The organism is Pseudomonas kuykendallii, from assembly GCF_900106975.1.
In the GTDB taxonomy this organism is placed as follows: Bacteria; Pseudomonadota; Gammaproteobacteria; order Pseudomonadales; family Pseudomonadaceae; genus Pseudomonas_O; species Pseudomonas_O kuykendallii.
On sequence record NZ_FNNU01000008.1, the window covers coordinates 99,816 to 124,346 of the forward strand.

A 24,531-nucleotide genomic window follows, 5' to 3' on the forward strand; every position below is an offset into this window, starting at 1 on the left:
CGGAGTGAGCTATCTCCTCCCTTGTGTTAGGGTCTTTTTAATCGTTACCTCGCCGGCCGGAGAATCCGATGGCTTCCTTTGAATCACCCGAAAGATCCGACAGCGCCATGCCGCTGCATCGAACACGCATGGCCGACCTGGCTTACGAGCGTATCCGGGAGCTGATAATCGTCGGGGACCTGCCCATCGGCTCGCGCTTGATCGAGACCCAGCTGGCGCAGGAGTTCGGCACCAGCCGGGCGCCGGTTCGCGAGGCCATCCGCCGCCTGGTGGAAGACGGCCTGATCGAGGAGCGGCCGCACCACGGCGCCACCGTCAAGGTGCTCGACGCTGCGGCGATCATCGACCTCTATAACGTGCGCCTCGCCCTGGAGACCATGACCATTCGCCTGGCGACGCTGCGCGGCATGTCCACCGACCGCCTGCGCGAATTGGTCGCGCTAATGGACGAGGCGGCGCAGAAGGGCGACACCATGCTGGTGGCGCGGCACGAGCTGGATTTCCATGCGGAGATTTGCCAGCACAGCGGCAATCAGCTGGCCATCGAGCTGTTCCGCAGCCTCGGCGGCCGCCTGCTGATGGCCGTCGCCCTGGACAACACCTCGCATCAGGACCTGCTGGGCGTAGCCGCCGAGCACGAACCCCTGCTGGCCGCCATCGAGTCCGGCGACGACCGTCGCGCCGCCGAGGAGATGCGCCTGCACATTCTTTCCACGGTCGGCGACCTGCTGGCACGGCTCAACGGCAATCCGCTGGATCTGCTCGACTACCCGCAAAACGCCTGATCGATCTCGACTTTGCCCGCGGCGGCGCGCCGGATCATGCCGGCCCCCCGCACCGCTTCGAGTCCGCCATGAAACGCTTCGTCCTCCTCGATACCACGCCCATCCCCGACAACGGCGGCGCCCTCTGCTTGTTCGAGTACGGCGAAGACTTCGTGATCAAGTTCGAGGGTGGCCGCGGCAATCAGTTGATGAACACGCGGATGCACGGTTCGGAGGACGCGCTGGCGGAAATCCCATGCAAACGCGTGGCCGGCCGGCCCCAGGTGCGCGTGCTGATCGGCGGCCTGGGCATGGGCTTCACCCTGGCCGCGGCGCTCAGGCACCTGGGCAAGGACGCGGAAGTGCAGGTGGCCGAGCTGGTGCCGGGCGTTATCGAATGGAACCACGGTCCGCTGGGCGAAAAGTCCGGCTATCCGTTGCGCGATCCACGCTCAAAGGTGCTCAACGACGACGTCGCGGCGATCCTCAAGGCCGGTCCCGGCGCCTTCGACGCCATCATGCTGGACGTCGACAACGGTCCCGAGGGGCTCACGCAGAAATCCAACAGTTGGCTGTACTCGATGGAAGGCCTGCGCACCTGCGCGAAGGCGCTGCGCAAAGGCGGCGTGCTCGCCGTATGGTCGGCCAGCGCCGACCGGCAATTCTCCGAGCGGCTCTCCAGGGCGGGATTCAAGGCCGAAGAGGTGCAGGTTTTCGCCCACGGCAACCGTGGCCCGCGCCACACCATCTGGATCGCCAGCAAGCTCTGATCACTCGTCCCGTTCGCCCTGCGGCAACCCGCCATGTGGCGGTTTTACTGGGCTGGCGGCGCTGAAAATTCCTTTTTGCGAACGCGAACTTATCGCCTTTTTCGGCCTCCTATCGCGGTAGCCAGTGATCGCGACGGCCTGCTAAGCTCGCGCCTTCACTCGATTGCCCACTACGGCGCAGGTTAAGGAAATAGCATGAGACAACATCGGTTGGCGGCAGCGATGGCCCTGGTTGGTCTGGTTCTGGCCGGCTGCGACTCGCAGACCAGCGTGAAACTGGAAACGCCGGCTCAGAAGGCCTCCTACGGCATCGGCCTGAACATGGGCAAAAGCCTGGCTCAGGAAGGCATGGACGATCTGGACTCCAAAGCCGTCGCCCAGGGCATCGAAGATGCCATCGGCAAGAAAGAGCCGCGCCTGAAGGACGAAGAGCTGATCGAAGCCTTCGCTTCCCTGCAGAAACGCGCCGAGGAGCGCATGAAGACGGTTGGCGAAGAAAACGCCAAGGCCGGCAAGAAATTCCTCGAAGACAACGGCAAGCGCGAAGGTGTGACCACCACCGCGTCGGGCCTGCAGTACGAAGTGCTGAAGAAGGCGGACGGCGCCCAGCCCAAGCCGACCGACGTCGTCACCGTTCATTACGAAGGCAAGCTGATCGACGGCAAGGTCTTCGACAGCTCCATCGAACGCGGCACCCCGATCGATCTGCCGGTCAACGGCGTGATTCCGGGTTGGGTCGAAGGTCTGCAGCTGATGCATGTGGGCGAGAAGTTCAAGCTCTACATCCCCAGCGAACTGGCTTACGGCGCACAGAGCCCGAGCCCGATGATTCCGGCCAACTCGGTGCTGGTGTTCGAGCTGGAACTGCTGGCGATCAAGGACCCTAACCAGGCTCCGAGCGACGCCGAGCAGCCCGCCGAAACCAAGTAACCTCCGCGTTACCGACCAACGCCCCGCTCTGCGGGGCGTTGTCGTTTCCAGGGTAACGAACCGCCACCCGACTGGGCAGTCTGAACAGGTACGGAACGAGGCGGCTGTTACGGTTATGCACACTGCCTGGACGATTACAAGCGGAGCGTCGAGAACCCCTTCGCACTTTTCCAGTGCGATCACAACCTGCTGATTTTATTGATATTTTATTGCTGTTTAAAAATTGTTCGATCTGAGCGGAAGCCGCATGAGGCGGGCTTTTGGCCCAGCCATCCATAATCTGTTCACATAGTTATCCACAGCTTTTGTGGGTAACCCCAGCCAGCCCAGCGGGCACGCGGTCTGCCGAGGAGTCAGGATGAAAATGCCGTTGAATCTTGCACGCTACCTGCCCATCGCTGAGCGCATTCTGGTGCGTGGTCGCCTACCCGCGTTGCTGCTGGCGGTGGCTCGCAAAGGCGCGCGGAAGGACAGGCGAACGGGTGGCCTGACGGACGACCTGCGCGTGCTTCAGTCGCTTGCGCTGGCCTACTGGCGTGGCGAGTACCGCGCGGTCAGCCGGCAGGCACTGCTCGCCTCGGTGGCGGCGCTGGCTTACTTTCTATCGCCGCTGGATCTGATTCCGGATTTTCTCATCGGGGTCGGCCTGCTCGACGACTTCGCCGTGCTCGCCTGGGTCACCCGCACCTGGAGCAAGGAGCTCGACGCGTTCCGCCTGTGGCGCGATACCCAGTCTCCCGCCCAGCGGGCAGAACTGGAACGGCTGCCATCGTCCGAGGAAATCCGTCGGGAACGATGAGCCGTCGCCGATCGCCCCGGCCGCCCTCAGTCAGTGTCGAAACCGCTTCCGCCCGTCGCCTGTTAAGATCGTCGCTGATCTTCAGAGGGGGAGCGCCCATGAGCGTGCAAGTGATCAGCCGTGACGGCGAGGCGGAATACGCCGTCGTGCCGTGGGCCGAATACCAGGCGTTGCTCGCCGCCGCCGGGCGGCCCAGCGAGCAGACAGCGGTGTCGGAATCCGGGGATGGCCTCGCGCAGCTTTCCAGCCGGCGTGAGGCGCTCGGGCTGAGCCGTGAGCAACTGGCGCGTCAGGTCGGCATCAGCCCGTCCTACCTCGAGTTGATCGAGCGCGGCGAGCGCGAGCCGGACGCCGCGATCCGCCGTTCCCTGGCGTTCGTGCTGGGCAAGGCCGCGCAGGAGCAAGAGGCCCCCGCGCCGTGAGCGTGCGCATCTCCCAGCAGCACTGGCAGGCGTTGCTCGCCGAACTGGCGGATGCGCGTCGACAGAGCCACCTGGTGACCTACCGCGCGCTGGTCGAGCGTCTGCAACTGCCGACTCCGGCGATGCAGACCCTGACCGCCGCGCTCGAACACCTGGCGGCCCTCGACGCCAAGGCGGAGCGCCCGCTGCGCAGCGCGCTGGTGATCAGCCAGGGCGCCAGCCGTCTTCCGCGCCCGGGGTTCTTCGACTGCGCGGTGCGCCTGGGGCGTTTCAGCGGACCGTGTGACGGTGTCGCCGCGGCCTCCTGGCATGCGGCGGAAGTCGCCCGTGTTTTCGAGTTCGACTACCCGGAGGGCAACTGATGTTGTGGAAACTGCGCGCCAGGGCGGGCTACTGGCTCGCCCGGCAACTGCTGGGCTGGCGCTGGTGGGTGGCGCAGCCGCGCGCCTGGCACTGGATGGAAGGGCAGTACGCGCGGATGGCCAATCTGGGCGATCGCCAGGCGCAGAGCTTCTACGGGCACCTGTTGCTGTTCCGCGGCCAGGGCCTGGGGGCGCGCGAGGAGGGCCTGAGGCTGCTCGGTCTGGCCGCCCGCGCCGGTGACGCGAAGGCCGCCTATCAGCTCGGCGTGAGCAGCCTGGCCGGTTCCACACGACAGCCTCCCGATGGCCGCGAGGCCGCGCGCTGGTGGACCCTGGCCGCCGAGAACGGTCACCCGCTGGCGGCGCATCGGCTCGCCGAACTCTATCGACAGGGTGGAGAAGGGCTGCCCGCCGACCCCGACCTGGCCGGGCGCTACGCGGGCCGCGCGGGCGAACTCGGGCTCTGAATCTTTCTCGGCCTTGCGTGGATGCGTAAGGCCGCGTTCGCCATTCAGGCCTCTCGTTCCTCTTCTTCCACCCGCTTCCTCGCTCCGCCCCGTTCGATACGGGTCCCTCGTGTTACCCCGCCAGCGGCAGGGTATCGATTATTTCCAGGCTGTAGCCCGGCACCGCCTTGGCCATGCGCTTGGCTTCGGAGGCGAGGTCGGCGAGCTGGGTGGCGTCCAGGCGTGAGCAGGCTTCCGGGCGCAGGTGAACGATGCCGATGGAAAGCGACAGCAGTGGAAACTCCTGGCGCTTGCCCTGGCGGTCGTGGGCGACGAAACAGCCGGCCTGCAGGTGTTCCTCCCGGTAGAAACGCCGGCACTGGCTCTGGAAGTCCTCGAGCAACTGCTGCAGGCGCAGACGCCAGTCCGCCGAACCCAGCACCAGCAGGAAATCGTCGCCGCCGATATGGCCGACGAAGTCGCGCATCGGATCGACCCGTTCGCACAGGCACTGCGCCAGGCAAAGCAGCACCTCGTCGCCACGGGCGTAGCCGTAGAGATCGTTGAAGGGCTTGAAGCTGTCGATGTCGACATAGCAGATCACGGCCTCGCGTTCCTGCTGCAGCAGGCGCGAGAGGCATTGCTGGATCGGCACGTTGCCGGGCAGCAGGGTCAGCGGGTTAGCGTGACGGGCCTGCTGGATCTTCTGCTCGGTGATCAGTTTGAGCACGTCGATCACCCGGCCAAGGCCGCGGTACTCGCCGTCCTCGGTGATGATGAAATCCTCCTCGATGCGTTGCCGCGCGCGACTGGTGAGCAGCCGGCTCACCTGCTGCAACGATTGGCGCAGGTCGACGCTGAGGAAGTCGTCGCCCATCAGCCGGCTGATCGGCTTGCGCGCGAACAGGTCGGTGGCGAAGGGCTTGAGCAGGGCGTCCGAGAGGGAATGGCGGTGCACGATGCCGACCGGATGGCGCGCGCCGTTGAGCACCGCCAGCGAGTTCAGGTTGGCCTGCAGGCGAAACGCCTCGAGCACCTCACCGATGGTGGTTTCCTGGTCCACCGCCTGTTGTTCGATCAGCAGGGTGGCGAGCGCCTCTTCCTCTTCGGCGCTCAGCGCCGCGCCGAGTCGCGGCAACAGCGCGCGGGCGTCGCGCGACGGGTTTTCCTGCGGCCGGGCGAGCAGGTAGCCCTGCACCAGATCGACCCCCATCTCGGCCAGCACGCTCAGTTCCTCGATCAGCTCGATGCCTTCGGCGATCACCTGGGCGCGGGAGACTTTCGCCATCTTCAGGATGGATTCGACGAACTCGCGCTTCACCGCATCCTGGTGAATCCCGTCGATGAAGTGACGGTCGATCTTCACGTAGTCCGGGCGCAGTTCCGACCACAGGCGCAGGCTCGAGTAACCGGCGCCCAGGTCGTCCAGGGCGATCGAGAAACCCATGGCGCGGTAGTGGTGCAGGGCGGTCTGGAGCAGCGCGTAGTCGTCGATGGGCGCCTGCTCGGTGAGTTCGATCACCACCTGGCTCGGCGGTATTCCCAGGCTTTGCAGCAGCTTCAGCGTGCGTCCGGGCTGATGCGCCGGCTCGAGCAGTGATTCGGGGGAAACGTTGAGGAACAGCTTGCCTTCGAGCTGCAGGTCGCGGAAGGCCTGGCAGGCGGTCCTGCGCGCCAGCTGTTCCAGTTCGCTCAGGCGGCCGGCATGGCGGGCCGCGGCGAACAGCGTGAGGGGCGAATGCAGCGGGCTGTTGGACGGGCCCCGGCTCAGCGCTTCGTAGCCGAGGATGCGCCGTTCGGACAGGCAGACAATCGGCTGAAAGAGGCTGTGCAGATCGCCCTGAGCGAGGATCAGGCCCAGTGCGCTGGCTTGCTCGGTGACGGGCATCGTAGGTCTCGAATACGGAAATGAAAAAGGGCCGGCTTTCACGCCGGCCCCTCCATTTCACGACACTCGTGTTACCGCCGTATTACAGGCTCAGTCCTTCTTCGCCACGGCGGTGTTCAGGCCGAGGTAGTCGAGAAGAATCTGCCCGGTTTCCTGCAGGTAGGCGTCGTCTTCCGGCTTGGTCTTGTCCTCCGAGCTGGGGACGGCGTCCTCGTCTTCCTGCTTGAGCTCTTTCAGCGGCTCCTCACCCTTGGCCTTGCGGCGGGTGTTCTCCAGCGCCAGCTGCTCGCCCTCGACCTTGGTCTGCTCGGCGCGACGCTTGGCCTCGTTGAGGCTGACGGTCTTCTCGTCCATCAGCTGCTGGGCCAGCTTGAAGCGTTCCTGGGTGAAGACGAAGTCGGGGTTCTTCGCGGCTCGGGCTTCGTGGCGCGCGCGCAGTTCGGCGAGGAACGGCGCGAACGGATCGCGCTCGGCGCTGATCGCCGGGCGGATGCTGTCCCACGGCATGGCTTCGGGCAGCGAGCTTTCGCCGATCTCGTGGGTGTTCACCACCGGCGGGAAGTCGACATCCGGCAACACGCCCTGATGCTGCGTGCTCTGGCCGGAAACCCGATAGAACTTCGCCAGCGTCAGCTTCAGCTCGCCATGGTTGAGCGGCTGGATGGTCTGCACGGTGCCTTTGCCAAAGGTCTGCCCGCCGATGATCAGCGCACGGTGGTAGTCCTGCATGGCGCCGGCGAAGATTTCCGAGGCCGAGGCGGACAGCCGGTTGACCAGCACGGCCATCGGTCCGGTGTAATAAGCGCCCGGGTTCTCGTCGGCGAGCACGTCGACGCGTCCGTCGGCGTTGCGCACCAGCACGGTCGGACCCTTCTCGATGAACAGGCCGGTGAGGTCGGTGGCTTCCTGCAGCGAGCCGCCGCCGTTGTTGCGCAGGTCGATGACCACGCCGTCGACTTTCTCCTGCTGCAGTTCGCCGAGCAGCTTCTTCACGTCGCGTGTGGTGCTCTTGTAGTCCGGATCGCCGGCGCGATAGGCCTTGAAGTCGAGGTAGAAGGCCGGCAGCTCGATGACGCCGAGCTTGTACTCGCGCCCGGCGTGCTCGAGTTTCAGGACGCTTTTCTTCGCCGCCTGTTCTTCCAGCTTGACCGCCTCGCGGGTGATCGACACCACCTTGCTGGTCTGGTCGTTCGGCCCGTTGCTCGCCGGAATCACTTCCAGGCGAACCTTGGAGCCCTTCGGTCCGCGGATCAGCTTGACCACTTCGTCGAGGCGCCAGCCGATGACGTCCACCATCTCGTCGTCACCCTGGGCGACGCCGATGATCTTGTCCGCCGGGGAAATCTGCTTGCTCTTCTCCGCCGGGCCGGCCGGCACCAGGCGCACGACCTTGACGTTGTCGTTGTCGTTCTGCAACACGGCGCCTATCCCTTCGAGGGAAAGGCTCATGTTGATGTCGAAGTTTTCCGCATTATCCGGCGAGAGGTAGTTGGTGTGCGGGTCGTAGGTCTGCGCGAAGGCGTTGATGTAGGCCGAGAACACGTCTTCGCCACGGGTCTGGTCCAGGCGCGCGAGCTGGTTGCGATAGCGCTTGGTGAGCAGCTCCTGGATCGCCTTGGGCTCCTTGTGGGCCAGCTTCAGGCGCAGGACTTCGTCCTTGACGCGCTTGCGCCAGAGGTCGTCCAGTTCCGCGGTGTTCTTCGCCCACGGGGCCTTCTCGCGATCGATGAGCAGGTCTTCGTCGACGCTAAAGTCGATGTTCTCGACGCCCTTGTCGAGCATCGCCAGGGCGAAATTGAGGCGTTCCTCGAGGCGATCGAGGTAGCGGCGGTAGATGGCGAAGCCCGGATCCAGATTGCCACTCTTGAGGAAATCGTCGAACTGCGTGCGCCACTTGTCGAACTCGGCGATATCGCCGGCGGTGAAGTAGCTGCGCGCCGGATCGAGGGCTTTCAGGTAGCCCTCGTAGATCTTCACCGAGCGCTCGTCGTTGAGCGGAGGCTTGTTGTAGTGATGACGCTTGAGCAGTTCCACCACGTTCAGGCTGGCGATCACCTGCTCGCGATCCGGCTGCAGCGTATCCCAGCTGTGGGGGGCGGTGGTCTTGGCCCACAGCGGCAGCGCGCTGAAACCTATCAATAACGCAAGGGTGGTGCGGGTAAGGGTTCGCTTCATGCTGATTCGACGTGTGGGCAAGTGATGACGCATATTAGGTCGTCAATACGGGCGCCGGTTCAATCGAACCGGGCATAACGCCGGAGCCGGTTGCCGGCTCGGTTGAAGCCACTATGGAGGCAGCGTGAAGGCATTGCAAGGCATCGACGGGAACCTGGAGTGGGCCGAACGCGCCGCTCTGGAATGTGACGTGGGGCAGATCCGCATCCGTGTGGCGGCTGCCGGACTCAACCGCGCGGACCTGCTTCAGCAGGCCGGGCACTATCCACCGCCAACGGGCGCCAGCGACGTCATCGGCCTGGAATGCGCCGGGGTAATCAGCGAAGTGGGCGCCGGCAGTCCATGGAAAGTCGGCGATCGCGTCTGCGCGTTGCTGGCGGGCGGCGGCATGGCCGAAGAGGTGGTGATCGACGGGCGCCACGCGCTGCCGGTTCCGGAAGGCATGAGCCTGCTCGAGGCGGCGGTGCTGCCGGAGGTGTACGCCACTGCCTGGCTCAACCTGTTCAAGCTGGCCGCGGTGCAGCCCGGCGAGAAGGTGTTGATCCACGCGGGCGCCAGCGGCGTCGGTTCGGCGGCGATCCAGCTGTGCAAGGCGTTCGGCAATCCGTGCTGGGTGAGCGTCGGCTCGCCCGAGCGTCTGGAGCACTGCGAGGCGCTGGGTGCGCAGGGTGGCGCGCTGCGCCATGACGGGTTGGACAACCTGCGCGATTTCGGGCCCTACGACGCCATCCTCGATCCGGTGGGCGGGGGGTACGCCACCCTGAACCTCGACCTCATCGCACTCGATGGGCGCTGGGTGACGATCGGCATGATGGGCGGGCGCAAGGCCGAGATGGATTTCGGCAAGCTGCTGGCCAAGCGCGTCCAGCTGATCGGTTCGACCCTGCGCAACCGCGACGACGACTACAAGGCCGAGCTGTTGCTCGACCTCCAGCAGCACGTCTGGCCGCTGTTCGCCGAAGGTCGCCTGAGCCCCGAGCTGGCGCGCAGCTACCCGATCACCGATGCCACCGCCGCTTACGCGGAACTGGCGGGCAATACGGTCAACGGCAAGCTGGCGCTGGTGATCGACGCCAGCCTGAGCTGACCGGCGCCGCCCGGGCTCTCCCGCCGTCCGCTATCCGGCCCGCCGAACTCAATAGTTCTGCGGGCTCAACTTGCGCTCTACCAGCTCGATGAGGATGTGCAGGACCTTGATGTGCAGCTCCTGCACCCGGTCGGCGTAGTCGCCGCCCGGGGCGCAGATGCACACGTCGGCGATGTCTTCGAGCGCCGAGCCCGGCTTGCCGGTCAGTGCCACCACTTTCACCCCGAGCGCCCGCGCGGCTTCGGCGGCCTTGAGCACGTTCGGGCTCTTGCCGCTGGTGCTGATGGCGATCAGCACGTCGCCGGCGCGGCCGTGGGACTCGATGTAGCGCGAGAAGATGTAGTCGTAGCCGAAGTCGTTGGCCACGCAACTGATATGGCTGGCGTCGCTGATCGATACCGCGGCGATGCCCGGACGGTTGTTGCGATAGCGCCCGGTGAGTTCTTCCGCGAAATGCATGGCGTCGCACATCGAGCCGCCGTTGCCGCAGGAAAACGCCTTGCCCTTGTTCTCGAAGCTTTCCACCAGCAACTGCGCGGCGCGCTCGATGCTGCGCAGCGCCTGGTCGTTGGCGATGAAGCGATCCAGCGCGGTGCGGGCTTCTTCGAGGCTGTAGCGGATGTGTTCGATCATCAGGGTTCTCAGGGGAGATCGTGGCTGGAATAGAAGGCGCTGAGCACCTTCACCAGATGGGCGAGGTCGTGGCTGCCGGCCAGCTCGCGGATCGAGTGCATGGCGAAGGTCGGTAGACCGATGTCCACCGTGCGCACCCCGAGGTGGCCGGCGACGATCGGGCCGATGGTCGAGCCGCAGCCCATGTCGCTGCGTACCACGAAGCTTTGCACCGGCACTTCGTTCTCCAGGCACAGGTGGCGGAAATAGCCGGCGGTTTCGCTGTTGGTGGCGTAGCGCTGGTTGCTGTTGATCTTGATCACCGGACCGGCGTTGAGCTTGGGGCCGTGGTTGGCGTCGTGGCGGTCGGCGTAGTTCGGGTGCACGCCGTGTGCGTTGTCGGCGGAAACCAGCAGGGATTTCTGGATGCTGCGGACGAAGCGCTCGCCGTCCGGCAACAGCCGGCGCAGGGTCTGTTCCAGCATCGGACCATCGGCGCCGCAGGCCGAGCAGGAACCGACTTCCTCGTGATCGGTGCACACCAGTACGCAGCTTTCCTCGCCCTCGGCCGCCAGCAATGCCTGCAGGCCGGCGTAGCAGGAGAGCAGGTTGTCCAGCCGCGCCCCGGCGATGAAATCGCCGTTGAGGCCGACGACGGCGGCGCCCTGGGTGTCGTAGAAGCTCAGTTCGTAGTCGAGCACGGCGTCGGCGCTGATGCCGTGTTCCTCGCTCAGCTGGTCGGCGAGCAGGGCGCGGAAATCCACCGATTCGTCGCCGGCGACCTGGGCGAGGATCGGCGGCAGTTCGTTCTGCGCGTTGATCGCCCAGCCTTCGTTGGCGGTGCGGTTGAGGTGGATCGCCAGGTTCGGGATCACCGCCAGCGGCACCTTGAAGTCGATCAGCTGGCTTTCCACCTTGCCGGCCAGGCGGAAGGTGACGCGCCCGGCCAGCGACAGGTCGCGGTCGAACCAGGGCGCCAGCAGCGCGCCGCCGTAGACTTCGACGCCGAGCTGGAGAAAGCCCTGGCGTTGCAGCTCCGGATTCGGCTTGACCCGCAGGCAGGGGCTGTCGGTGTGCGCGCCGACCAGACGCAGGCCGCCGTCTTCCGAGGCCTGCTTGCCGAGGCGGATGGCGATGATCGAGGAGTCGTTACGGGTCACGTAGTAGCGACCGCCGGCTTCGGTGTGCCAGGTCTCGCGCTCGTCGAGGCGGCGGAAACCGGCGGCTTCCAGGTGCTTGATCAGGCTGGCGGTAGCGTGGAAAGGCGTGGGCGAGGCCTTGAGAAAATCGATCAGACCCTGGTTCAGCTGTTCGCGCATAACGGACTCCGGACGGCAATGTCGCCGAGTCTATCGTATTTGCGCGGCCCGCTCGGCATCGGCGCCGCGGGCCCCTGGCCTCTAGAACGGAGCCGGGCAGTCGAAGCGCAGGCGCTCGCCGGTGTGCGGGTGGCTGAGGCTGAGCATGCTGGCGTGCAGGCACAGGCGTTCATGCGCGGCCAGCGCCTCTGGGTTGGCGTAGAGGCGGTCGCCCAGCAGCGGGTGGCCGATCGACAGCATGTGCACGCGCAACTGGTGCGAGCGCCCGGTGATCGGCGTCAGCTCGACGCGGCAGTGCCGTTCGAAGCGTTCCAGCACGCGCCAGTAGGTGAGGGCGTGCTTGCCCTGCTCGAAGTCGACCACATGGCGAGGCTTGGTCGGCGGGTCGTAGCGCAGCGGCAGCTCGATGCGCCCGCTGTCGAGCTCCGGCTGACCCCAGCAGAGCGCGGTGTAGGCTTTTTCCGTTTCGCGGTCGTGGAACTGGCGGGACAGCTCGCGGTGGCTGTCGGCGTCTCGGGCGAGCACGATCAGGCCCGAGGTTTCCCAGTCCAGGCGATGCACGATCAGCGCCTCGGGATAGCCGTTTTCCTGCAGCCGGGTGACCAGGCAATCCTTGTTGTCATCGGCGCGGCCGGGGACGGAGAGCAGCAGGGTCGGCTTGTTGATGACCAGCAGGGCGGCGTCCTGGTGGACGATTTCGATCTGGCTAAGCGGCATGGGCGTTCTGTGGGTTGGGCGATAAAAAACAAAAGGCGGCCTCGGCGGCCGCCATTCGTTCAACTTGGACAAAAATCCATCCCAGGCTCTGCGAGCTAGAGGCCCGCGCAGCAAGCCGAATGTATTTAGCGGTCCGGCAGGGTGATGTTCAGCTCAAGGATCGAGCAGCTGCCCTGGCTTTCCAGTGCGACCTGAACCTGATCCTGTTCAATGTTCACGTACTTGCGAATCACCTCGACCAGCTCCTTCTGCAGGGCGGGCAGGTAGTCCGGCTGGGTACGCTGGCCGCGTTCGTGGGCAACGATGATCGACAGACGCTCCTTCGCGATCGATGCAGTGGATTCCTTCTTGCGATCGCGGAAGAAGTCAAAAATGTTCATTCGCGACCTCCGAACAGTCGTTGCAGGAAGCCGGGTTTCTTGACGTCCAGGAAACGATGCGCGAGGTCCTTGCCGAGCAGGCGGTCGACCGCGTCGCTGTACGCCTGGCCGGCGTCGCTCTGCTCGTCGAGGATCACCGGGACGCCCTGGTTGGAAGCTTTGAGCACGGCCTGCGATTCGGGAATCACGCCGAGCAGGTTGATCGCGAGGATTTCCTCGACGTCTTCAACGCCGAGCATCTCGCCCTTGGTGACGCGCTCCGGGTTGTAGCGGGTCAGCAGCAGGCGTTCCTTGATCGGGTCGAGGCCCTGTTCGGCACGGCGCGATTTGCTCGCCAGCAGGCCGAGCATGCGGTCGGAGTCGCGTACCGAGGAGACTTCGGGGTTGGTCACGACGATGGCTTCGTCGGCGAAATACATCGCCAGGTGCGCGCCTTTCTCGATGCCGGCAGGCGAGTCGCAGATCACGTACTCGAAGGTTTTCGACAGTTCGTCGATGACCTTGCCGACGCCTTCCTGGGTCAGTGCGTCCTTGTCGCGCGTCTGGCTGGCGGCCAGCACGTAGAGGTTCTCCAGACGCTTGTCCTTGATCAGGGCCTGGGTCAGCGTCGCCTCGCCGTTGATGACGTTGACGAAGTCGTACACGACGCGGCGTTCGCAGCCCATGATCAGGTCGAGGTTACGCAGACCGACGTCGAAGTCGACGATGACGGTCTTGTGCCCGCGCAAGGCGAGGCCGGTACCGATGGCGGCGCTGGTGGTGGTTTTGCCCACGCCACCCTTGCCGGAAGTGACTACGAGGATCTTGGCCAAGGTGATTAACCCCAAAATGTAAGGAAGAGTGGGCATCCGCGGCCGGCGCAGGCCTGCGAATCGCCCTTGTATGGTCCTGACTGCCGGTGAGGATCGACCGCGTCCGATGGCGTCGTGAGCGGCTGCCGAAACCCGCTGCAGGTACCTGAAAAAGTGGCGGCAGTATCCGTTAAAGGCGGGTGATGTTCAACACGTCGCCCGCCAGGCCGACCTGCACCGGCTGGCCCCACAAGGGCTCGCGGCGGAGGTCTTCGGCGACCTTGTAGTGGCCGGCCACGGAGACCATTTCGGCGGCCAGCTGCTGGCAGAAAATGCGTGCCTTGGGGTCGCCCTTGACCCCGGCCAGGGCGCGTCCGCGCAACGGGCCGTAGACATGGATATTGCCGTCGGCGAGAAGTTCCGCCCCCGGGCTGACCGCCGCGATGACCACCAGATCGCCGCCCTGGGCATAGATCTGCTGGCCGCCGCGGATCGGCGTGGTAATTACCCGCGTCGGCTTGGCGACCGGTTCCGCCGGTTTCTCCGGCTTCTTCACCAGCGCCGCACCGGCGGTCGGATCGAGCGGCCGTTCGCGCGCGCCCGACGGTGGCAGCACCGGCAGATCCATGGAGTCGGCGGCGGCCACGTGCTCGAAGGTGTTGGAGCGGATCGCCAGGGTGCGCAGGCCGTGACGACGGCAGACGCTCATCAGCGCGGCGAGATCGAGACGCCCCTCGCTGGGCGACAGCTTGTCCAGCGCGAGGACCAGCGGCGTATTGCTGAAGAAGGCCGGTGCCTGTGCGACTTTGGCCGCCAGCTGGCGGTCGAGCCGCTGCAGGTCGTTGTGCGCCAGCTCCATCACGGTGATGGCGAGCATGCTGCCCTTGAGCTGGAACACGGGTTCTTGGTCGAGTAGGTCGGTTTGGCTCATGGTTTGCCCGAAACGTTGAATCGCGAGGACTTATAACGGGAAACGCGCTGCCCCGCCATAGCGCGGGGCGGCCCTCGGCCCTGCGTATCCGTCGGCGCGGCTTTCGGCGCGGCCCTCATTTGTCGCTAGAATGCCGGCTTTCTTCGCTGCCCGAGACCCGCATGGATCGTCCGCAATTCAGCCCCGCTTTTCTCCATCCGCGCTTCTGGTTGCTCTGGCTCGGGCTGGGGCTGCTCTGGCTTGTAGTGCAATTGCCGTACGCGGCGCTGCTCGCCCTCGGGCGCCTCGGCGGAGCAGCGATGTTGCGCCTGGCGGGGTCGCGTCGGCGCATCGCGGCGCGCAACCTGGAACTGTGTTTTCCCCATTTGTCGGAGAGTGAGCGAAAGGCGCTGCTCAAGGCCAATTTCGCCTCCATGGGCATCGCCTTCTTCGAAATGGCGATGAGCTGGTGGTGGTCGCGCGAGCGGCTCGCCCGGCTCGCCCATATAGAAGGGATCGAGCACCTGCAGCAGGCCCAGGCGCAGGGGCAGGGCGTGATCCTGATGGCGCTGCACTTCACCACGCTGGAAATCGGCGCCGCGCTGCTCGGCCAGCGCCACACCATCGACGGCATGTACCGCCAGCACAAGAACCCGGTGTTCGACTACGTGCAGCGCCGCGGTCGCGAGCGGCACAACCGCGACGCCACCGCCATCGAGCGCGAGGACGTGCGGGCGATGCTCAAGGTCCTGCGCGCCGGGCGGGCGATCTGGTACGCGCCGGACCAGGACTATGGCGCCAAGCAGAGCCTGTTCGTGCCACTGTTCGGCATTCCCGCCGCCACCGTCACCGCCACCAGCAAGTTCGCCCGGCTCGGCCGCGCCCGCGTGGTGCCCTTCACCCAGGAACGCCTGGCCGATGGCAGTGGCTATCGGCTGACGCTGCACCCGCCGCTGGCGGACTTCCCCGGCGAGAGCGAGGAGGCCGACTGCGCGCGTATCAATGCCTGGGTCGAGCAGGCGGTCAGCCAGTTACCGCAGCAGTACCTGTGGGCGCACCGGCGTTTCAAGACGCGTCCGCCGGGGGCGCCTAAGCTCTACTCCTAAAGTCCCCAGGATGAGCCATGAGTGAAAGCAAAGCCGCGCCGGTCACCGGTTTGATTCTTTCCGGCGGTGGCGCCCGGGCGGCCTACCAGGTCGGCGTGCTGGCGGCGATCGCTGACCTGTTGCCGGATACCGCGCGCAATCCGTTTCCGGTGATCGTCGGCACGTCCGCCGGTGCGATCAACGCGGTCGGCCTGGCCTGCGGCGCGCTGCATTTTCCCGAGGCGATCCGCAATCTCACCCAGGTCTGGCAGAGCTTCCATAGCGCCCAGGTGTACCGCAGCGACTGGCCGGGCGTGCTGCGCCAGGCCGGACGCTTCGTCTCCAATGCGTTGTTCGGGCTCGGGGGAGCGGCGCCGGTGGCGTTGCTGGACAGCGCGCCGCTGCGTGAGCTGCTGGCCGAGCGCCTGGATTTTTCCGGGATCGCCGCGGCGGTGGCGCGCCGTCAGCTGCGCGCGGTGGCGGTTTCCGCGTTCGCCTACGAGTCGGCGCAGGCGGTGACCTTCTACCAGGGCCGGGCGGCCATCGATCCGTGGTTTCGCCATCGTCGCGTCGGCGTGCCGACGCGTCTGGCCGTCGAGCACCTGATGGCCAGCGCGGCGATTCCGCTGATCTTTCCGCCGGTGAAGATCAACCGCGAGTACTACGGCGACGGGGCGGTGCGCCAGTCGGCACCGATCAGCCCGGCGCTACACCTGGGCGCGACGCGAGTGCTGGTGGTCGGCGTCAGCGGCAAGTCGCGTGGCAGCCTGGACGACGTGCAGATCGACAGGCCGCCCGTCGCGCGCAGCCAGCGCCCGCCAAGTCTGGCGCAGATCGGCGGGCACATGCTCAACAGCACCTTCATCGACAACCTGGAAAGCGACATCGAGCTGCTCGAGCGGCTCAACTACATGGGCGCGCTGGTGCCGGACGACGTCCGCCGGCGCGGCCTCGGGCTGAAACCGGTGGAGGTTCTGGTGGTGGCGCCGAGCAAACCGCTGGACCAGATCGCCGCGCGCCACCGGCGCGAGCTGCCGGCGGCGTTGCGGCTGTTCCTGCGTGGTCCCGGCGCGACCCGGGCGAGCGGCGCGGGGGTGCTCAGCTACCTGTTGTTCGAGGCCGGCTACTGCAACGAACTGATCGAGCTGGGCTACCAGGATGCCATGGCGCAGAAGGCGGAACTGCTGCGCTTTCTCGCCCTGGAGCCGAGCGTCGAGGCCCAGGCGTCCACGCGCTGAGCGCGTTTCAGGCCAGCACGCCGTTATGGAAGTCGCGTAGCGCCTGCTCGATTTCCTCGCGGCTGTTCATCACGAAGGGTCCGTACTGCACGATCGGCTCGCCCAGCGGCCGGCCGGCGAGCAGCAGCACGCGCGCGCCCTGGGCGCTCGACAGGCGCAGTTCGCCCTGTTCGGAGAGCCGCGCCAGGCGTCCCTGGACCACTTCCGCCGGCGCGTCGCCAGCGACCCGCAGCGTGCCTTCGTAGACGTAGAGCATCGGCCGCAGGCCGTCGGCGAGGCGCAAGTTCAGCTCGGCGCCGGCCGGTATCACTAGGTCGAACAGGTGAGGCTCGCTGTGCGGACGCTGCACGATGCCGTCGAGTTGCTGCTCGCCGTCGTCGAAGCGACCGGCGATGACCTTCACCTCGACGCCGCTTGCAGTGCGCAGGCGGGGGATTTCCGCGGCATCGAAGTCGCGGTAGCCGGGCTCGCCGAGCTTGTCCTTGCCCGGCAGGTTCAGCCAGATCTGGAAGCCGCGCATGGTGCCCTGTTCCTGCTCGGGCATCTCGCTGTGGATCACGCCGCGCGCGGCGGTCATCCACTGCACGCCGCCGCTCTGCAGCAGTCCGACGTTGCCCATGTGGTCTTCATGGCGCATGCGTCCCTCGAGCATGTAGGTGATGGTCTCGAAACCGCGGTGCGGGTGCGGCGGGAAGCCGGCGATGTAGTCGTCCGGGTCGTTGGAGCCGAACTCGTCGAGCATCAGGAAGGGATCGAAGCGCTCGATACCGGCGCCGCCGATCACACGGTTCAGGCGCACGCCGGCGCCGTCGGAGGCCGGTTGGCCGATGTGCTGGGCGATCACGCTGCGAAACGACGTCATGGGAATCTCCACGAAAGACAGGTGCCTATCTTAAGCGAAGGATTCGATCCGATGGTTGCGATTATCGCGGGATAACTATCGAAGAACTAGATGTTTCAGAGGCCCTCCCGCGCCGCAGCGTGGGAGGGTGGTTGGATCACTCGGCGATCTGCAGGTCGCGTGCGCGGGTGTAGACGTAGCGGACCTTCTCGTACTCGAACGGCGAGTTCAGCTGGCCGTAACGGAAGTTGGTGGTGTAACGCGCGTTGATCGAGCGCAGCAGGAAGATTTCCGGGTGATCCTCGGTGGCTTCGGCGACGTTGAGGAAGTTGACCTCGCTGTCGACCGCGAAATCGAACACCCGGCCACCGGCATCGCGCACGTTGGACGGGCCGAAGAACGGCAGCACCAGGTAGGGACCGTCGCCGACGCCGTAGAAGCCGAGGGTCTGGCCGAAGTCTTCGCTCTGCTTCGGCAGGCCGATGCGCGATGCCGGGTCCCACAGGCCGAACACGCCGACCGTGGTGTTGACCAGCAGCCGCCCGGTGGTTTGCAGCGAACGCTTGCCCTTGAGCTGCAGCGCGCTGTTCAACAGGTTGGGTATGTCGCCCAGGTTGCCGAAGAAATTGCTCACGCCGCTGCGCACGAAGCGCGGCGTGACGTACATGTAGCCGCGCACGACGGGCAGCAGCACCCATTCGTCGAGGCGGTAGTTGAAGTGGTACATGTGCCGGTTGAAGCGCTCCCACGGATCGTAGATTTCCAGCGCTTCGAGGGTCGCGCGCTCGAATTCGGTCTGATCCAGGCCGGGGTTGAACTTCAGGCTGTCCAGCGGACGGGTGAAGCCGTCGGGGTCGGTGTCCGCCTGGGCGGCCATCGGCAGCAGCAGGCTGAGGGCGAGCAGCAGCGGTTTGGCGAGGCGAGCGAGTTGCACGTATGGGGTCGTCATAATGCGATCGTTCCCTGAATGGGCCGGCGCCTGGGCGCGAAGGTGAGCGTCAGCCACGGAAGAAGTCCAGCATGGCCTGGGTGTTGACCTTGTAGTTGAGGTTGCCGAGGTGGCCGCCGTACGGGTAGACGGTCAGCCGCTCGCCGAAGGTGCGGCGCAGGAAGCCAAGGTCGCCGGGACCGAGAATCACGTCGTCGGCGTTATGTAGCACGGCGATCTTCGGGCTGTTGCGCAGGTAGTCCTCGAGCCCGTAGAGGCTCACCGCATCGACCAGTTGGGTGAAGCTGCCGCCGTTGTGCCGGGCGCGCCACATCGGGATCAGCTGGTTGGTCATGTAGCAGTCGAAATCGCACTGCAAGGCGCGCTTGAAGAACGGCGTCAGGCTGGTGCCCTCGGTGATCGGGTAATTCGGCGGAATGATCAGCCCGCGCCGGTTGATCAGGTCCGAGGTGAAGGCGATGTCGGCCGAGGCGAAGCGGAACACGGTGCCGATCAGCATCGCCATCTGTTCGTTGGTCAGGCGCTGCCTGGACTGCTGGAAGTCGTAGAGCATCGCCTCGCTGAGGTCGATGTAGCCCTTCTGCTGGAAGTACAGCGAGAGCTTGCGCAGCATCAGTTCGTAGAAGGTGGTGCTGTCGGTGACGCCTTTCACCTCGGTCTGCACCAGGCGGTCGAGGTTGCTCACCGAGGTGTTCAGGTTGACCGGCGGGTTGATCAGCAGCACGCGCTTGAAGTTGAAGCTGCGCCGGGTTTCATCGAGATGGCTGACGAACGCCGCCTGCAGGCCGCCGAGGCTGTAGCCGGTGAGGTAGTACTCGGTCACCGGCAGGTCGGGATGCTGCGCGCGCACCGCCTGCATGACCCGGTAGAGGTCGTCGGCATCGTCGGCGGAAATACCCGGCGTGGCGTAGCGCGAGGCGGAGGCCATGAAGTCGTAGCTGGTGGGCGAGGACAGCTGCACGACGTGGTAGCCGGCCTGATAATAGAGCTTCTTCAGGAAGTCCATGGTGCTGTTGGCGTAGTTCGAGCCCGTGCCGGCGATGATGAACATCAGTGGCGCCGGCTTGCTCTGCTGGGCGAGCCGGTAGTGCATCTTGGTCACCGGCCAGAAGTTCTCCGGCAGCTCGAACTCGCGCTCCGGCCGCAGCAGCAGGGCGTAGTCGGCCTGGTCGATGTCGGTGTCGAAGGGCAGGGCGGGACGCAGCGCCGTGGGCGTAGTGGCGATGGTCGCCTCGAACGGGTTGTGCAGCGGGAAGCCGTAGGTGGCCGGATCGACATCCGCGGCCCACAGCGGCGCACTCAGTAAGCTGCCAAACAATGCGGCTAAGCGAAGAATACGTGGCATGGAAGTTCCCTTTCGGAAAGAAGGCGTTCTGAGTAATCCGCAGGCTATGACAACCGCGGGACCAGCAAAGTGCCAGCAGTTCGGGAGGTGTCGTTCACGACCGCTACAGGGGCGCGAAAAACGCCCGCTGCGGCAGCAGGGCCCCGACCATCGTCCGCGTCCGGCACCTGACCGGATCGGTTTCCCGCCGCTATGCGGCTCACGAGGAAAGCTGAACCCATTCTACCCGCGACGCCGCCGGTAATAATTGCACCGGTGTGTGCGGTTTGCAGGGGCATGGCTGGCGGCTATTCTGTGCGCCTTTCTCGCCGGAGTCGCCCTTCATGCGCCGCAAGCCCGTGATCCTGCTGTTGATCTGCCTGTCGTTGTGGCTGGCCGCCTGTCTCGCCCTGCGCTACGGCTTCATGCAGGACAGCCGCTGGGTCGGTGCCTGCGCCGACGATCCGCTGCGCTGGGAGTGCCAGGTCCGTTCGGTGCTTGGGTTGACCATCCATTTCCGCATCCTGGCCTGGGCGGCGCTGATCACCGCCGTGCTCGGTTTTCTCCTGCCGGGGGTCGCCGGCCGCCGGGTCGCCCTGCTCGGCATGCTCTTCGCGCTGCCGGCGCTGATCCTTTATACCGCCAGCCTGGCGGTATTCGCCGTGGTGCTGTCGGCGCTGCGCCTGGTGCGCGCGCCACGGCAGATTGCGGCGCGCTGAACCCGCTGCTCAGCCCGCGATCGCCCTCGGCGGCTGGCGCAGGCAGCGGCACAGGGCAAGGGTCAGCAGCAGGCTGACGACAGCCCAGCCGATCGCCTGCTGGTTGCCCAGGGTTTCCTCGACCAGCTGCGGAACGATGCCCAGCCCGACGAACGCCGCCAGCAGCGTCAGCTCGCGGCGCGGGCCGGCGACCGGGCGGCACAGGTAGACCACCGCCGGCAGCAACAGCGCGGCGCTGGGAAAGCTGCGATAGCGCGCGTCGAAGACCAGCGCCAGCATCATCACCGCACCGGCGAAGCCCGCCGCCGCGATCCACCAGCCACCGCGCGCTTCCAGCCAGGCGAACGCTCGCCCGCGGCGCCCCAGGGCGAGCATGGCGTGAGCCAGCACCAGCAGGTTGAGCACCACCAGCGCCGCGGCCCACAGCCATTCGCCGACGAAACGGCTGGTGACCCAGGCCAGTTCGCACCACAGCGCGATACTGCCGGCGCCGAGCCCGGCCAGCAGAGGCAGCAGCAACGCCGAACGGGTGGATGACGGGCGCCCGCCCACGAGCAGTCCGGCGGCGAAGATCGCCAGCGAGAAGCCCAGCCAGATCGGCCAGTTCGGCAGGTTGGATACCGGGCCGGCGAGCACTGCCTTCTCCTGGCGGTCGGCGTCGAACAGGCCCCAGTAACCGCCCACCGCGCCTTCGCTGGCGCGCTTCCAGGGCTGGTCGAAGGCCTCGATCAGGTTGTAGCGCCAGCCGTGCTGCTCGGCCATGGCGACGAACCCGCGGATGAACTTGGCCTGGTTGACCAGGCTCGGTACGGCGGTTTCGCGCTGGCGGCCCTCGCTGGGCCAGCCGGTTTCACCGATGAGGATGTCCTTGGGGGCGAACTTCCTGCCGAATTCCTCGCGAATCTGCGCGACGTGGCCGAGCGCATCGTCGATGCCCGCCGGCTCGTCTTCCCAGTACGGCAGCAGGTGGATGGTGAGGAAGTCCACGGCCGGCGCGACTTCCGGGTGCTGCAGCCAGAATTCCCAGACGTCGGCGTAGGTCACCGGCTGGCTGACCTGGGCCTTGACCTGGCCGATCAGCTGCGCCAAGCGCGCGCCGGTGACTTCCTTGCGCAGCAGCGTCTCGTTGCCGACGATCACCGCCGTGACCACGTCGGGATTGGCCTTCGCCGCGGCGATCAGCGCGTCGACTTCCTTCTGCGTATCCACCGGGTTGCCGTTGACCCAGGCGCCGAGCATCAGCTTGAGCCCGTGTTTGCGCGCCAGGGCCGGGATTTCCTCGAGGCCGGTCATCGAGTAGGTGCGCACGCACTCGAAGCGCTTGGCGAGCAGCGCGAGGTCCGCGTCCATGCGCTCGGGGCGCAGGATGAAGGGCTGGTCGAAGGGCGACTGGTCCTTGTCGAACGGGCTATAGGAGGCGCATTGCAGCTTGTGCGAGGGCGTGGCCGCGTCGGGCAGCAGCACCGGCTGGCCGATGGCATACCAGAGGCCGAAAAGGGCAAAGACGGCGAGCAGGCTGGCGAACAGGTAGGGAAGAGCGGGGAAGGAGATTTTTTCCGGCATGATCGGCTGCGCCTGGGAACAAGTCGCGCATCTTACCCGCAATCCGGTGACCGATCAGCCCGGGCGGAGCGTTGCAAAATGCTTCACGCCAGGCGGTTTGATGGGCTTTCCGTCGGTGCGGGCCGATGGGCGGTGCGCGGGCGTCATCCGGCTGTCATCTGCCTTTCGTAGCGTCGCGCAAAACCACAGAAGAAGAGAATCCGCATGGACGATTACCAGGAAGAACTGCTCGAACGTCGCGCCGCCGAAGACGCCATGCTGGACACCAGCGAAGACGCCAGTGAGATGTGATCAGCCGACCTGGCGCTGGGCGCGGCGGAATTCGCCGGGCGTTTGCCCGCTCCAGCGCTTGAACGCGCGCTGGAAGGCTTCCGCCGAGGCGAAGCCGAGCAGGTAGGCGATCTCGCCGAAGGCCAGTTCGGTGTCGCGGATGTAGGCCATCGCCAGGTCGCGGCGGGTGTCGTTGAGGATGGCGCGGAACTGCGTGCCTTCCTCGGCGAGCTTGCGCCGCAGGGTCCAGGTCGGCAGTTGCAGGCGTGCCGCGACTTCCTCCAGGTCGGGCTCGCGGCCATTGAGCAACGGGCCGATCAGCCGGCCGATGCGCTCGCTGAGGCTGCGCGTGCGGGTCTGCTGTTCCAGTTCCGCTTCGCAGATTTCCAGCAGATGACGCCAGGTGCTCGGGCAGTGCTCGGGGTTGCGTAGCGCCAGGGTGTCGCGGCCGAGGCGCAACTGGTTGAATTCGCTGGAGAACTGCGCCGGGCTGCCGAACAGGCCGGCGTAGCGTTCCAGATACTCCGGCGGCGGGAATTCGATCTCGACGCGCTCGGCCACCAGGTGGCGGCCGACCAGCGCGCCCAGCTGGCTCAGCCAGCCGGCCAGCACCGAGTCGACGACGAAGCGGTTGTAGGCGTTGTACGGGCTGATCGAATAGAAGCGCAGCCAGGCCCCGCGGGTGTCCTCGTGGAAACTCGACTGGCCGCGGTAGTTGCTGGCATAGAGCGGCTCGTAGCGGATCAGCGCACGCGCCGCTTCGCGCACCGTCGGCGCCTGCGCGGCGCTGACGCCTGCCAGGCCGAGCTGTGGCAGCCGGCTCAGGCGACCCATGTCCAGGCCCAGGCCGGCTTCTCCGCTGAGGCCGATGGCGGCATGGCCCAGGCGCATGAACCGCGGGATGGACAGGCGCGCACGCGGTTCGGCGAGGCGCGCGGCATCCAGGCCGTAGCTTTCCAGCAATGCGCCGGCATCCTGGCCGCGTTCCTCCAGCGCGGCTGCCAGCCCGTGAACGAAACCGACCGAAAGGTCGCCCAGGCGCACGCGGCGGGCTTTCACTGCGGCGCGATCCACAGGTTGAGCAGCTGGCTGCCCGGCGCCTGGCCGCGCTGCATTTCCACGGGCGTCAGCTCCACCCGGCGTGGCGCGCCGCCGACCGGCCAGCTCAGTTTGCCGCGCAAGTACAGCGGCTCGCTGACCTGTTCGCCATTGGCCGTGAGTACCCGGCTTTGCGGGTAGCCGGGCTGCCAGTCGCGCTCGATCAGCAGCTCGCGCTCGCCGATGTGCAGGCGCTGCGGCTCGCGCCTGTCGTGCGGTTGCGGCCAGGCTTCGCTGTAGAGCTCGCCGAGCACCTGGCCATCCGGGCCGAAGGCCAGGCTGACGGTGCGCAGCGGGCCGTCGCCAATCGCCAGCTGGCCGTTTTCCAGGTGCGGCAGCGGCAGGAGGATCGAGCCGGCGAGCAGGTTGACCCGGTACTCGCGCGCCAGCCCGGAGAACAGCTGCTGATAGTCCGCCGCCATGCGCCGGGCCTTCATCCGTAACAGCGCCTCGTCGAGGCGTTCGGCATCCAGATTCTGCATCAGCACCTGCACCGCCAGCAGCGGGTTGCCCAAGAGCATCCAGTCGCGCACCTCCTGACGGTCGCGCGCCTGGTACAGCTCGGTTTTCTCGCCGGCGGCAATCAGCCAGGTGCCGATGTGTTCGGGCAGCACCACCAGGGTCTGCGGGCTGAGCAGGCCGGCGGCGCGGGCGCGATCCAGCGCCGCGGCGAGTTTCAGGCGCAGGTGCGCCGGGCTCTGGTAGTCCACCGGGAACAGCTGCGGGCGGATAAGCAGCAGGTTGCCGGACGCGCCGGGCGTGCCCGCGTCGGTGCTCAGCTCGCTGCGCAGATCGGACAGGTAGTGGCTGGGCGGGCGGCGCTCGGCCCAGCCGACGAAGGTCGCCAGGCCGGCGATCAGCGCACCCAGGATCGACAGCAATAGCAACTTGCGCATGGACGCTCCATGAAGACGGTCGCGCACAGGGTAGGGAGGTAGGCTCGGCTTGCGCAACCCTGCGCTGCGCGCTGCGATCAATAAGTTGTCACTTTCGATCATTGAGTGGGCCCGGCGCCCTGACTATCGTCTGCCCATCGATTCCCTCCACAGATGAGGGGACATCCGTGCCACAG

General features: G+C 66.3%; 25 protein-coding genes. 11 read left to right on the forward strand and 14 right to left on the reverse strand.

From position 1 onward, the window contains the following. Positions 1-128: 128 nt before the first annotated feature. The 7 genes from BLV15_RS20600 to BLV15_RS20630 all read left to right on the forward strand — a co-directional run bounded on the left by BLV15_RS20600 (position 129) and on the right by BLV15_RS20630 (position 4,514). Entirely contained in the window at positions 129-785 is a 657-nt protein-coding gene (locus BLV15_RS20600; protein ID WP_175534408.1) for a GntR family transcriptional regulator, read from the forward strand. Positions 786-853: 68 nt separating this feature from the next. Next, a complete protein-coding gene (locus BLV15_RS20605; protein WP_090231600.1) occupies positions 854-1,534 on the forward strand; it encodes a spermidine synthase in 681 nt (226 codons plus the stop codon). Between the two features lie 195 nt (positions 1,535-1,729). Next, positions 1,730-2,464, forward strand: coding sequence for a BamJ family beta-barrel-assembly machinery protein (gene bamJ, locus BLV15_RS20610; RefSeq protein ID WP_090231601.1), 735 nt, complete (start codon positions 1,730-1,732; stop codon positions 2,462-2,464). 358 nt (positions 2,465-2,822) lie between these two features. Continuing rightward, a complete protein-coding gene (locus BLV15_RS20615; protein WP_090231602.1) occupies positions 2,823-3,263 on the forward strand; it encodes a YkvA family protein in 441 nt (146 codons plus the stop codon). A gap of 98 nt (positions 3,264-3,361) precedes the next feature. Then, a complete protein-coding gene (locus tag BLV15_RS20620; RefSeq protein WP_090231603.1) occupies positions 3,362-3,685 on the forward strand; it encodes a helix-turn-helix domain-containing protein in 324 nt (107 codons plus the stop codon). Next, the gene (locus BLV15_RS20625; protein WP_090231604.1) at positions 3,682-4,047 is read left to right on the forward strand and encodes a hypothetical protein; all 366 of its coding nucleotides are present in this window, start codon (positions 3,682-3,684) and stop codon (positions 4,045-4,047) included. The genes BLV15_RS20620 and BLV15_RS20625 overlap by 4 nt, the downstream gene beginning before the upstream one ends. After that, positions 4,047-4,514 (forward strand): SEL1-like repeat protein, encoded by a 468-nt coding sequence (locus BLV15_RS20630; RefSeq protein ID WP_090231605.1) that lies wholly within the window; start codon positions 4,047-4,049, stop codon positions 4,512-4,514. The genes BLV15_RS20625 and BLV15_RS20630 overlap by 1 nt, the downstream gene beginning before the upstream one ends. 112 nt (positions 4,515-4,626) lie before the next feature. On the opposite strand, the gene BLV15_RS20635 is transcribed toward BLV15_RS20630, so the two are convergent. Further along, positions 4,627-6,381: a bifunctional diguanylate cyclase/phosphodiesterase gene (locus BLV15_RS20635; protein ID WP_090231606.1), complete on the reverse strand. Its 1,755-nt coding sequence runs from the start codon at positions 6,379-6,381 to the stop codon at positions 4,627-4,629. 90 nt (positions 6,382-6,471) lie between these two features. Then, complete coding sequence (locus BLV15_RS20640; RefSeq protein ID WP_175534409.1) at positions 6,472-8,556, reverse strand: carboxy terminal-processing peptidase; 2,085 nt, start codon at positions 8,554-8,556, stop codon at positions 6,472-6,474. Positions 8,557-8,680: 124 nt separating this feature from the next. Between BLV15_RS20640 and BLV15_RS20645 the strand changes: the two genes are divergently transcribed. Beyond that, positions 8,681-9,643 carry an NAD(P)H-quinone oxidoreductase gene (locus BLV15_RS20645; protein WP_090231608.1) on the forward strand — a complete coding sequence of 321 codons (963 nt, stop codon included), beginning with the start codon at positions 8,681-8,683 and terminating at the stop codon, positions 9,641-9,643. 48 nt (positions 9,644-9,691) lie between these two features. Here BLV15_RS20645 and lpcA read toward each other — a convergent pair whose 3' ends face one another. From lpcA to minC, 6 genes are all read right to left on the reverse strand, one after another. Next, positions 9,692-10,276 carry a D-sedoheptulose 7-phosphate isomerase gene (lpcA, locus tag BLV15_RS20650; RefSeq protein ID WP_090231609.1) on the reverse strand — a complete coding sequence of 195 codons (585 nt, stop codon included), beginning with the start codon at positions 10,274-10,276 and terminating at the stop codon, positions 9,692-9,694. A gap of 8 nt (positions 10,277-10,284) precedes the next feature. Further along, positions 10,285-11,574 carry a M18 family aminopeptidase gene (locus BLV15_RS20655; protein WP_090231610.1) on the reverse strand — a complete coding sequence of 430 codons (1,290 nt, stop codon included), beginning with the start codon at positions 11,572-11,574 and terminating at the stop codon, positions 10,285-10,287. 81 nt (positions 11,575-11,655) lie between these two features. Further along, entirely contained in the window at positions 11,656-12,291 is a 636-nt protein-coding gene (locus BLV15_RS20660; RefSeq protein ID WP_090231611.1) for an RluA family pseudouridine synthase, read from the reverse strand. 125 nt (positions 12,292-12,416) lie between these two features. Next, positions 12,417-12,671, reverse strand: a complete 255-nt coding sequence (gene minE / locus BLV15_RS20665; RefSeq protein ID WP_090231612.1) for a cell division topological specificity factor MinE — start codon at positions 12,669-12,671, stop codon at positions 12,417-12,419. Continuing rightward, positions 12,668-13,483 (reverse strand): septum site-determining protein MinD, encoded by an 816-nt coding sequence (gene minD / locus BLV15_RS20670; protein WP_090231613.1) that lies wholly within the window; start codon positions 13,481-13,483, stop codon positions 12,668-12,670. The genes minE and minD overlap by 4 nt, the downstream gene beginning before the upstream one ends. A gap of 169 nt (positions 13,484-13,652) precedes the next feature. Then, positions 13,653-14,393, reverse strand: a complete 741-nt coding sequence (gene minC / locus BLV15_RS20675) for a septum site-determining protein MinC (protein WP_090231614.1) — start codon at positions 14,391-14,393, stop codon at positions 13,653-13,655. A gap of 161 nt (positions 14,394-14,554) precedes the next feature. On the opposite strand from minC, the gene BLV15_RS20680 reads away from it, so the two are divergent. Then, a complete protein-coding gene (locus BLV15_RS20680) occupies positions 14,555-15,478 on the forward strand; it encodes a lipid A biosynthesis lauroyl acyltransferase (RefSeq protein ID WP_090231615.1) in 924 nt (307 codons plus the stop codon). Positions 15,479-15,495: 17 nt separating this feature from the next. Then, complete coding sequence (locus BLV15_RS20685; RefSeq protein ID WP_090231616.1) at positions 15,496-16,695, forward strand: patatin-like phospholipase family protein; 1,200 nt, start codon at positions 15,496-15,498, stop codon at positions 16,693-16,695. A 7-nt stretch (positions 16,696-16,702) separates the two neighbouring features. On the opposite strand, the gene BLV15_RS20690 is transcribed toward BLV15_RS20685, so the two are convergent. The 3 genes from BLV15_RS20690 to BLV15_RS20700 form a co-directional block, all read right to left on the reverse strand. Further along, positions 16,703-17,557: a pirin family protein gene (locus BLV15_RS20690; RefSeq protein WP_090231617.1), complete on the reverse strand. Its 855-nt coding sequence runs from the start codon at positions 17,555-17,557 to the stop codon at positions 16,703-16,705. Positions 17,558-17,693: 136 nt separating this feature from the next. Next, positions 17,694-18,485, reverse strand: coding sequence for an MlaA family lipoprotein (locus BLV15_RS20695; RefSeq protein ID WP_175534410.1), 792 nt, complete (start codon positions 18,483-18,485; stop codon positions 17,694-17,696). Between the two features lie 49 nt (positions 18,486-18,534). Further along, positions 18,535-19,830, reverse strand: a complete 1,296-nt coding sequence (locus BLV15_RS20700) for an alpha/beta fold hydrolase family protein (protein ID WP_090231618.1) — start codon at positions 19,828-19,830, stop codon at positions 18,535-18,537. 323 nt (positions 19,831-20,153) lie between these two features. Between BLV15_RS20700 and BLV15_RS20705 the strand changes: the two genes are divergently transcribed. Beyond that, complete coding sequence (locus tag BLV15_RS20705) at positions 20,154-20,528, forward strand: hypothetical protein (RefSeq protein ID WP_090231619.1); 375 nt, start codon at positions 20,154-20,156, stop codon at positions 20,526-20,528. Between the two features lie 9 nt (positions 20,529-20,537). Here the strand turns inward: BLV15_RS20705 and BLV15_RS20710 are convergent, their stop codons facing one another. The 3 genes from BLV15_RS20710 to BLV15_RS20720 all read right to left on the reverse strand — a co-directional run bounded on the left by BLV15_RS20710 (position 20,538) and on the right by BLV15_RS20720 (position 24,355). Further along, a complete protein-coding gene (locus BLV15_RS20710; protein ID WP_090231620.1) occupies positions 20,538-22,091 on the reverse strand; it encodes a glycoside hydrolase family 17 protein in 1,554 nt (517 codons plus the stop codon). Between the two features lie 291 nt (positions 22,092-22,382). Beyond that, complete coding sequence (locus BLV15_RS20715) at positions 22,383-23,420, reverse strand: AraC family transcriptional regulator (protein ID WP_090231621.1); 1,038 nt, start codon at positions 23,418-23,420, stop codon at positions 22,383-22,385. Beyond that, positions 23,417-24,355: a carbon-nitrogen hydrolase family protein gene (locus BLV15_RS20720; RefSeq protein ID WP_090231622.1), complete on the reverse strand. Its 939-nt coding sequence runs from the start codon at positions 24,353-24,355 to the stop codon at positions 23,417-23,419. The genes BLV15_RS20715 and BLV15_RS20720 overlap by 4 nt, the downstream gene beginning before the upstream one ends. Between the last annotated feature and the right edge of the window lie 176 nt (positions 24,356-24,531).

Bases quoted from the DNA above. Each gene is read 5' to 3' on its own strand.
- BLV15_RS20600 (WP_175534408.1), top strand. From the start codon at position 129: ATGGCCGACCTGGCTTACGAGCGTATCCGGGAGCTGATAATCGTCGGG.
- BLV15_RS20605 (WP_090231600.1), top strand. From the start codon at position 854: ATGAAACGCTTCGTCCTCCTCGATACCACGCCCATCCCCGACAACGGC.
- bamJ (WP_090231601.1), top strand. From the start codon at position 1,730: ATGAGACAACATCGGTTGGCGGCAGCGATGGCCCTGGTTGGTCTGGTT.
- BLV15_RS20615 (WP_090231602.1), top strand. From the start codon at position 2,823: ATGAAAATGCCGTTGAATCTTGCACGCTACCTGCCCATCGCTGAGCGC.
- BLV15_RS20620 (WP_090231603.1), top strand. From the start codon at position 3,362: ATGAGCGTGCAAGTGATCAGCCGTGACGGCGAGGCGGAATACGCCGTC.
- BLV15_RS20630 (WP_090231605.1), top strand. From the start codon at position 4,047: ATGTTGTGGAAACTGCGCGCCAGGGCGGGCTACTGGCTCGCCCGGCAA.
- BLV15_RS20635 (WP_090231606.1), bottom strand. From the start codon at position 6,381: ATGCCCGTCACCGAGCAAGCCAGCGCACTGGGCCTGATCCTCGCTCAG.
- BLV15_RS20640 (WP_175534409.1), bottom strand. From the start codon at position 8,556: ATGAAGCGAACCCTTACCCGCACCACCCTTGCGTTATTGATAGGTTTC.
- lpcA (WP_090231609.1), bottom strand. From the start codon at position 10,276: ATGATCGAACACATCCGCTACAGCCTCGAAGAAGCCCGCACCGCGCTG.
- BLV15_RS20655 (WP_090231610.1), bottom strand. From the start codon at position 11,574: ATGCGCGAACAGCTGAACCAGGGTCTGATCGATTTTCTCAAGGCCTCG.
- BLV15_RS20660 (WP_090231611.1), bottom strand. From the start codon at position 12,291: ATGCCGCTTAGCCAGATCGAAATCGTCCACCAGGACGCCGCCCTGCTG.
- minE (WP_090231612.1), bottom strand. From the start codon at position 12,671: ATGAACATTTTTGACTTCTTCCGCGATCGCAAGAAGGAATCCACTGCA.
- minC (WP_090231614.1), bottom strand. From the start codon at position 14,393: ATGAGCCAAACCGACCTACTCGACCAAGAACCCGTGTTCCAGCTCAAG.
- BLV15_RS20680 (WP_090231615.1), top strand. From the start codon at position 14,555: ATGGATCGTCCGCAATTCAGCCCCGCTTTTCTCCATCCGCGCTTCTGG.
- BLV15_RS20685 (WP_090231616.1), top strand. From the start codon at position 15,496: ATGAGTGAAAGCAAAGCCGCGCCGGTCACCGGTTTGATTCTTTCCGGC.
- BLV15_RS20690 (WP_090231617.1), bottom strand. From the start codon at position 17,557: ATGACGTCGTTTCGCAGCGTGATCGCCCAGCACATCGGCCAACCGGCC.
- BLV15_RS20695 (WP_175534410.1), bottom strand. From the start codon at position 18,485: ATGACGACCCCATACGTGCAACTCGCTCGCCTCGCCAAACCGCTGCTG.
- BLV15_RS20700 (WP_090231618.1), bottom strand. From the start codon at position 19,830: ATGCCACGTATTCTTCGCTTAGCCGCATTGTTTGGCAGCTTACTGAGT.
- BLV15_RS20705 (WP_090231619.1), top strand. From the start codon at position 20,154: ATGCGCCGCAAGCCCGTGATCCTGCTGTTGATCTGCCTGTCGTTGTGG.
- BLV15_RS20710 (WP_090231620.1), bottom strand. From the start codon at position 22,091: ATGCCGGAAAAAATCTCCTTCCCCGCTCTTCCCTACCTGTTCGCCAGC.
- BLV15_RS20720 (WP_090231622.1), bottom strand. From the start codon at position 24,355: ATGCGCAAGTTGCTATTGCTGTCGATCCTGGGTGCGCTGATCGCCGGC.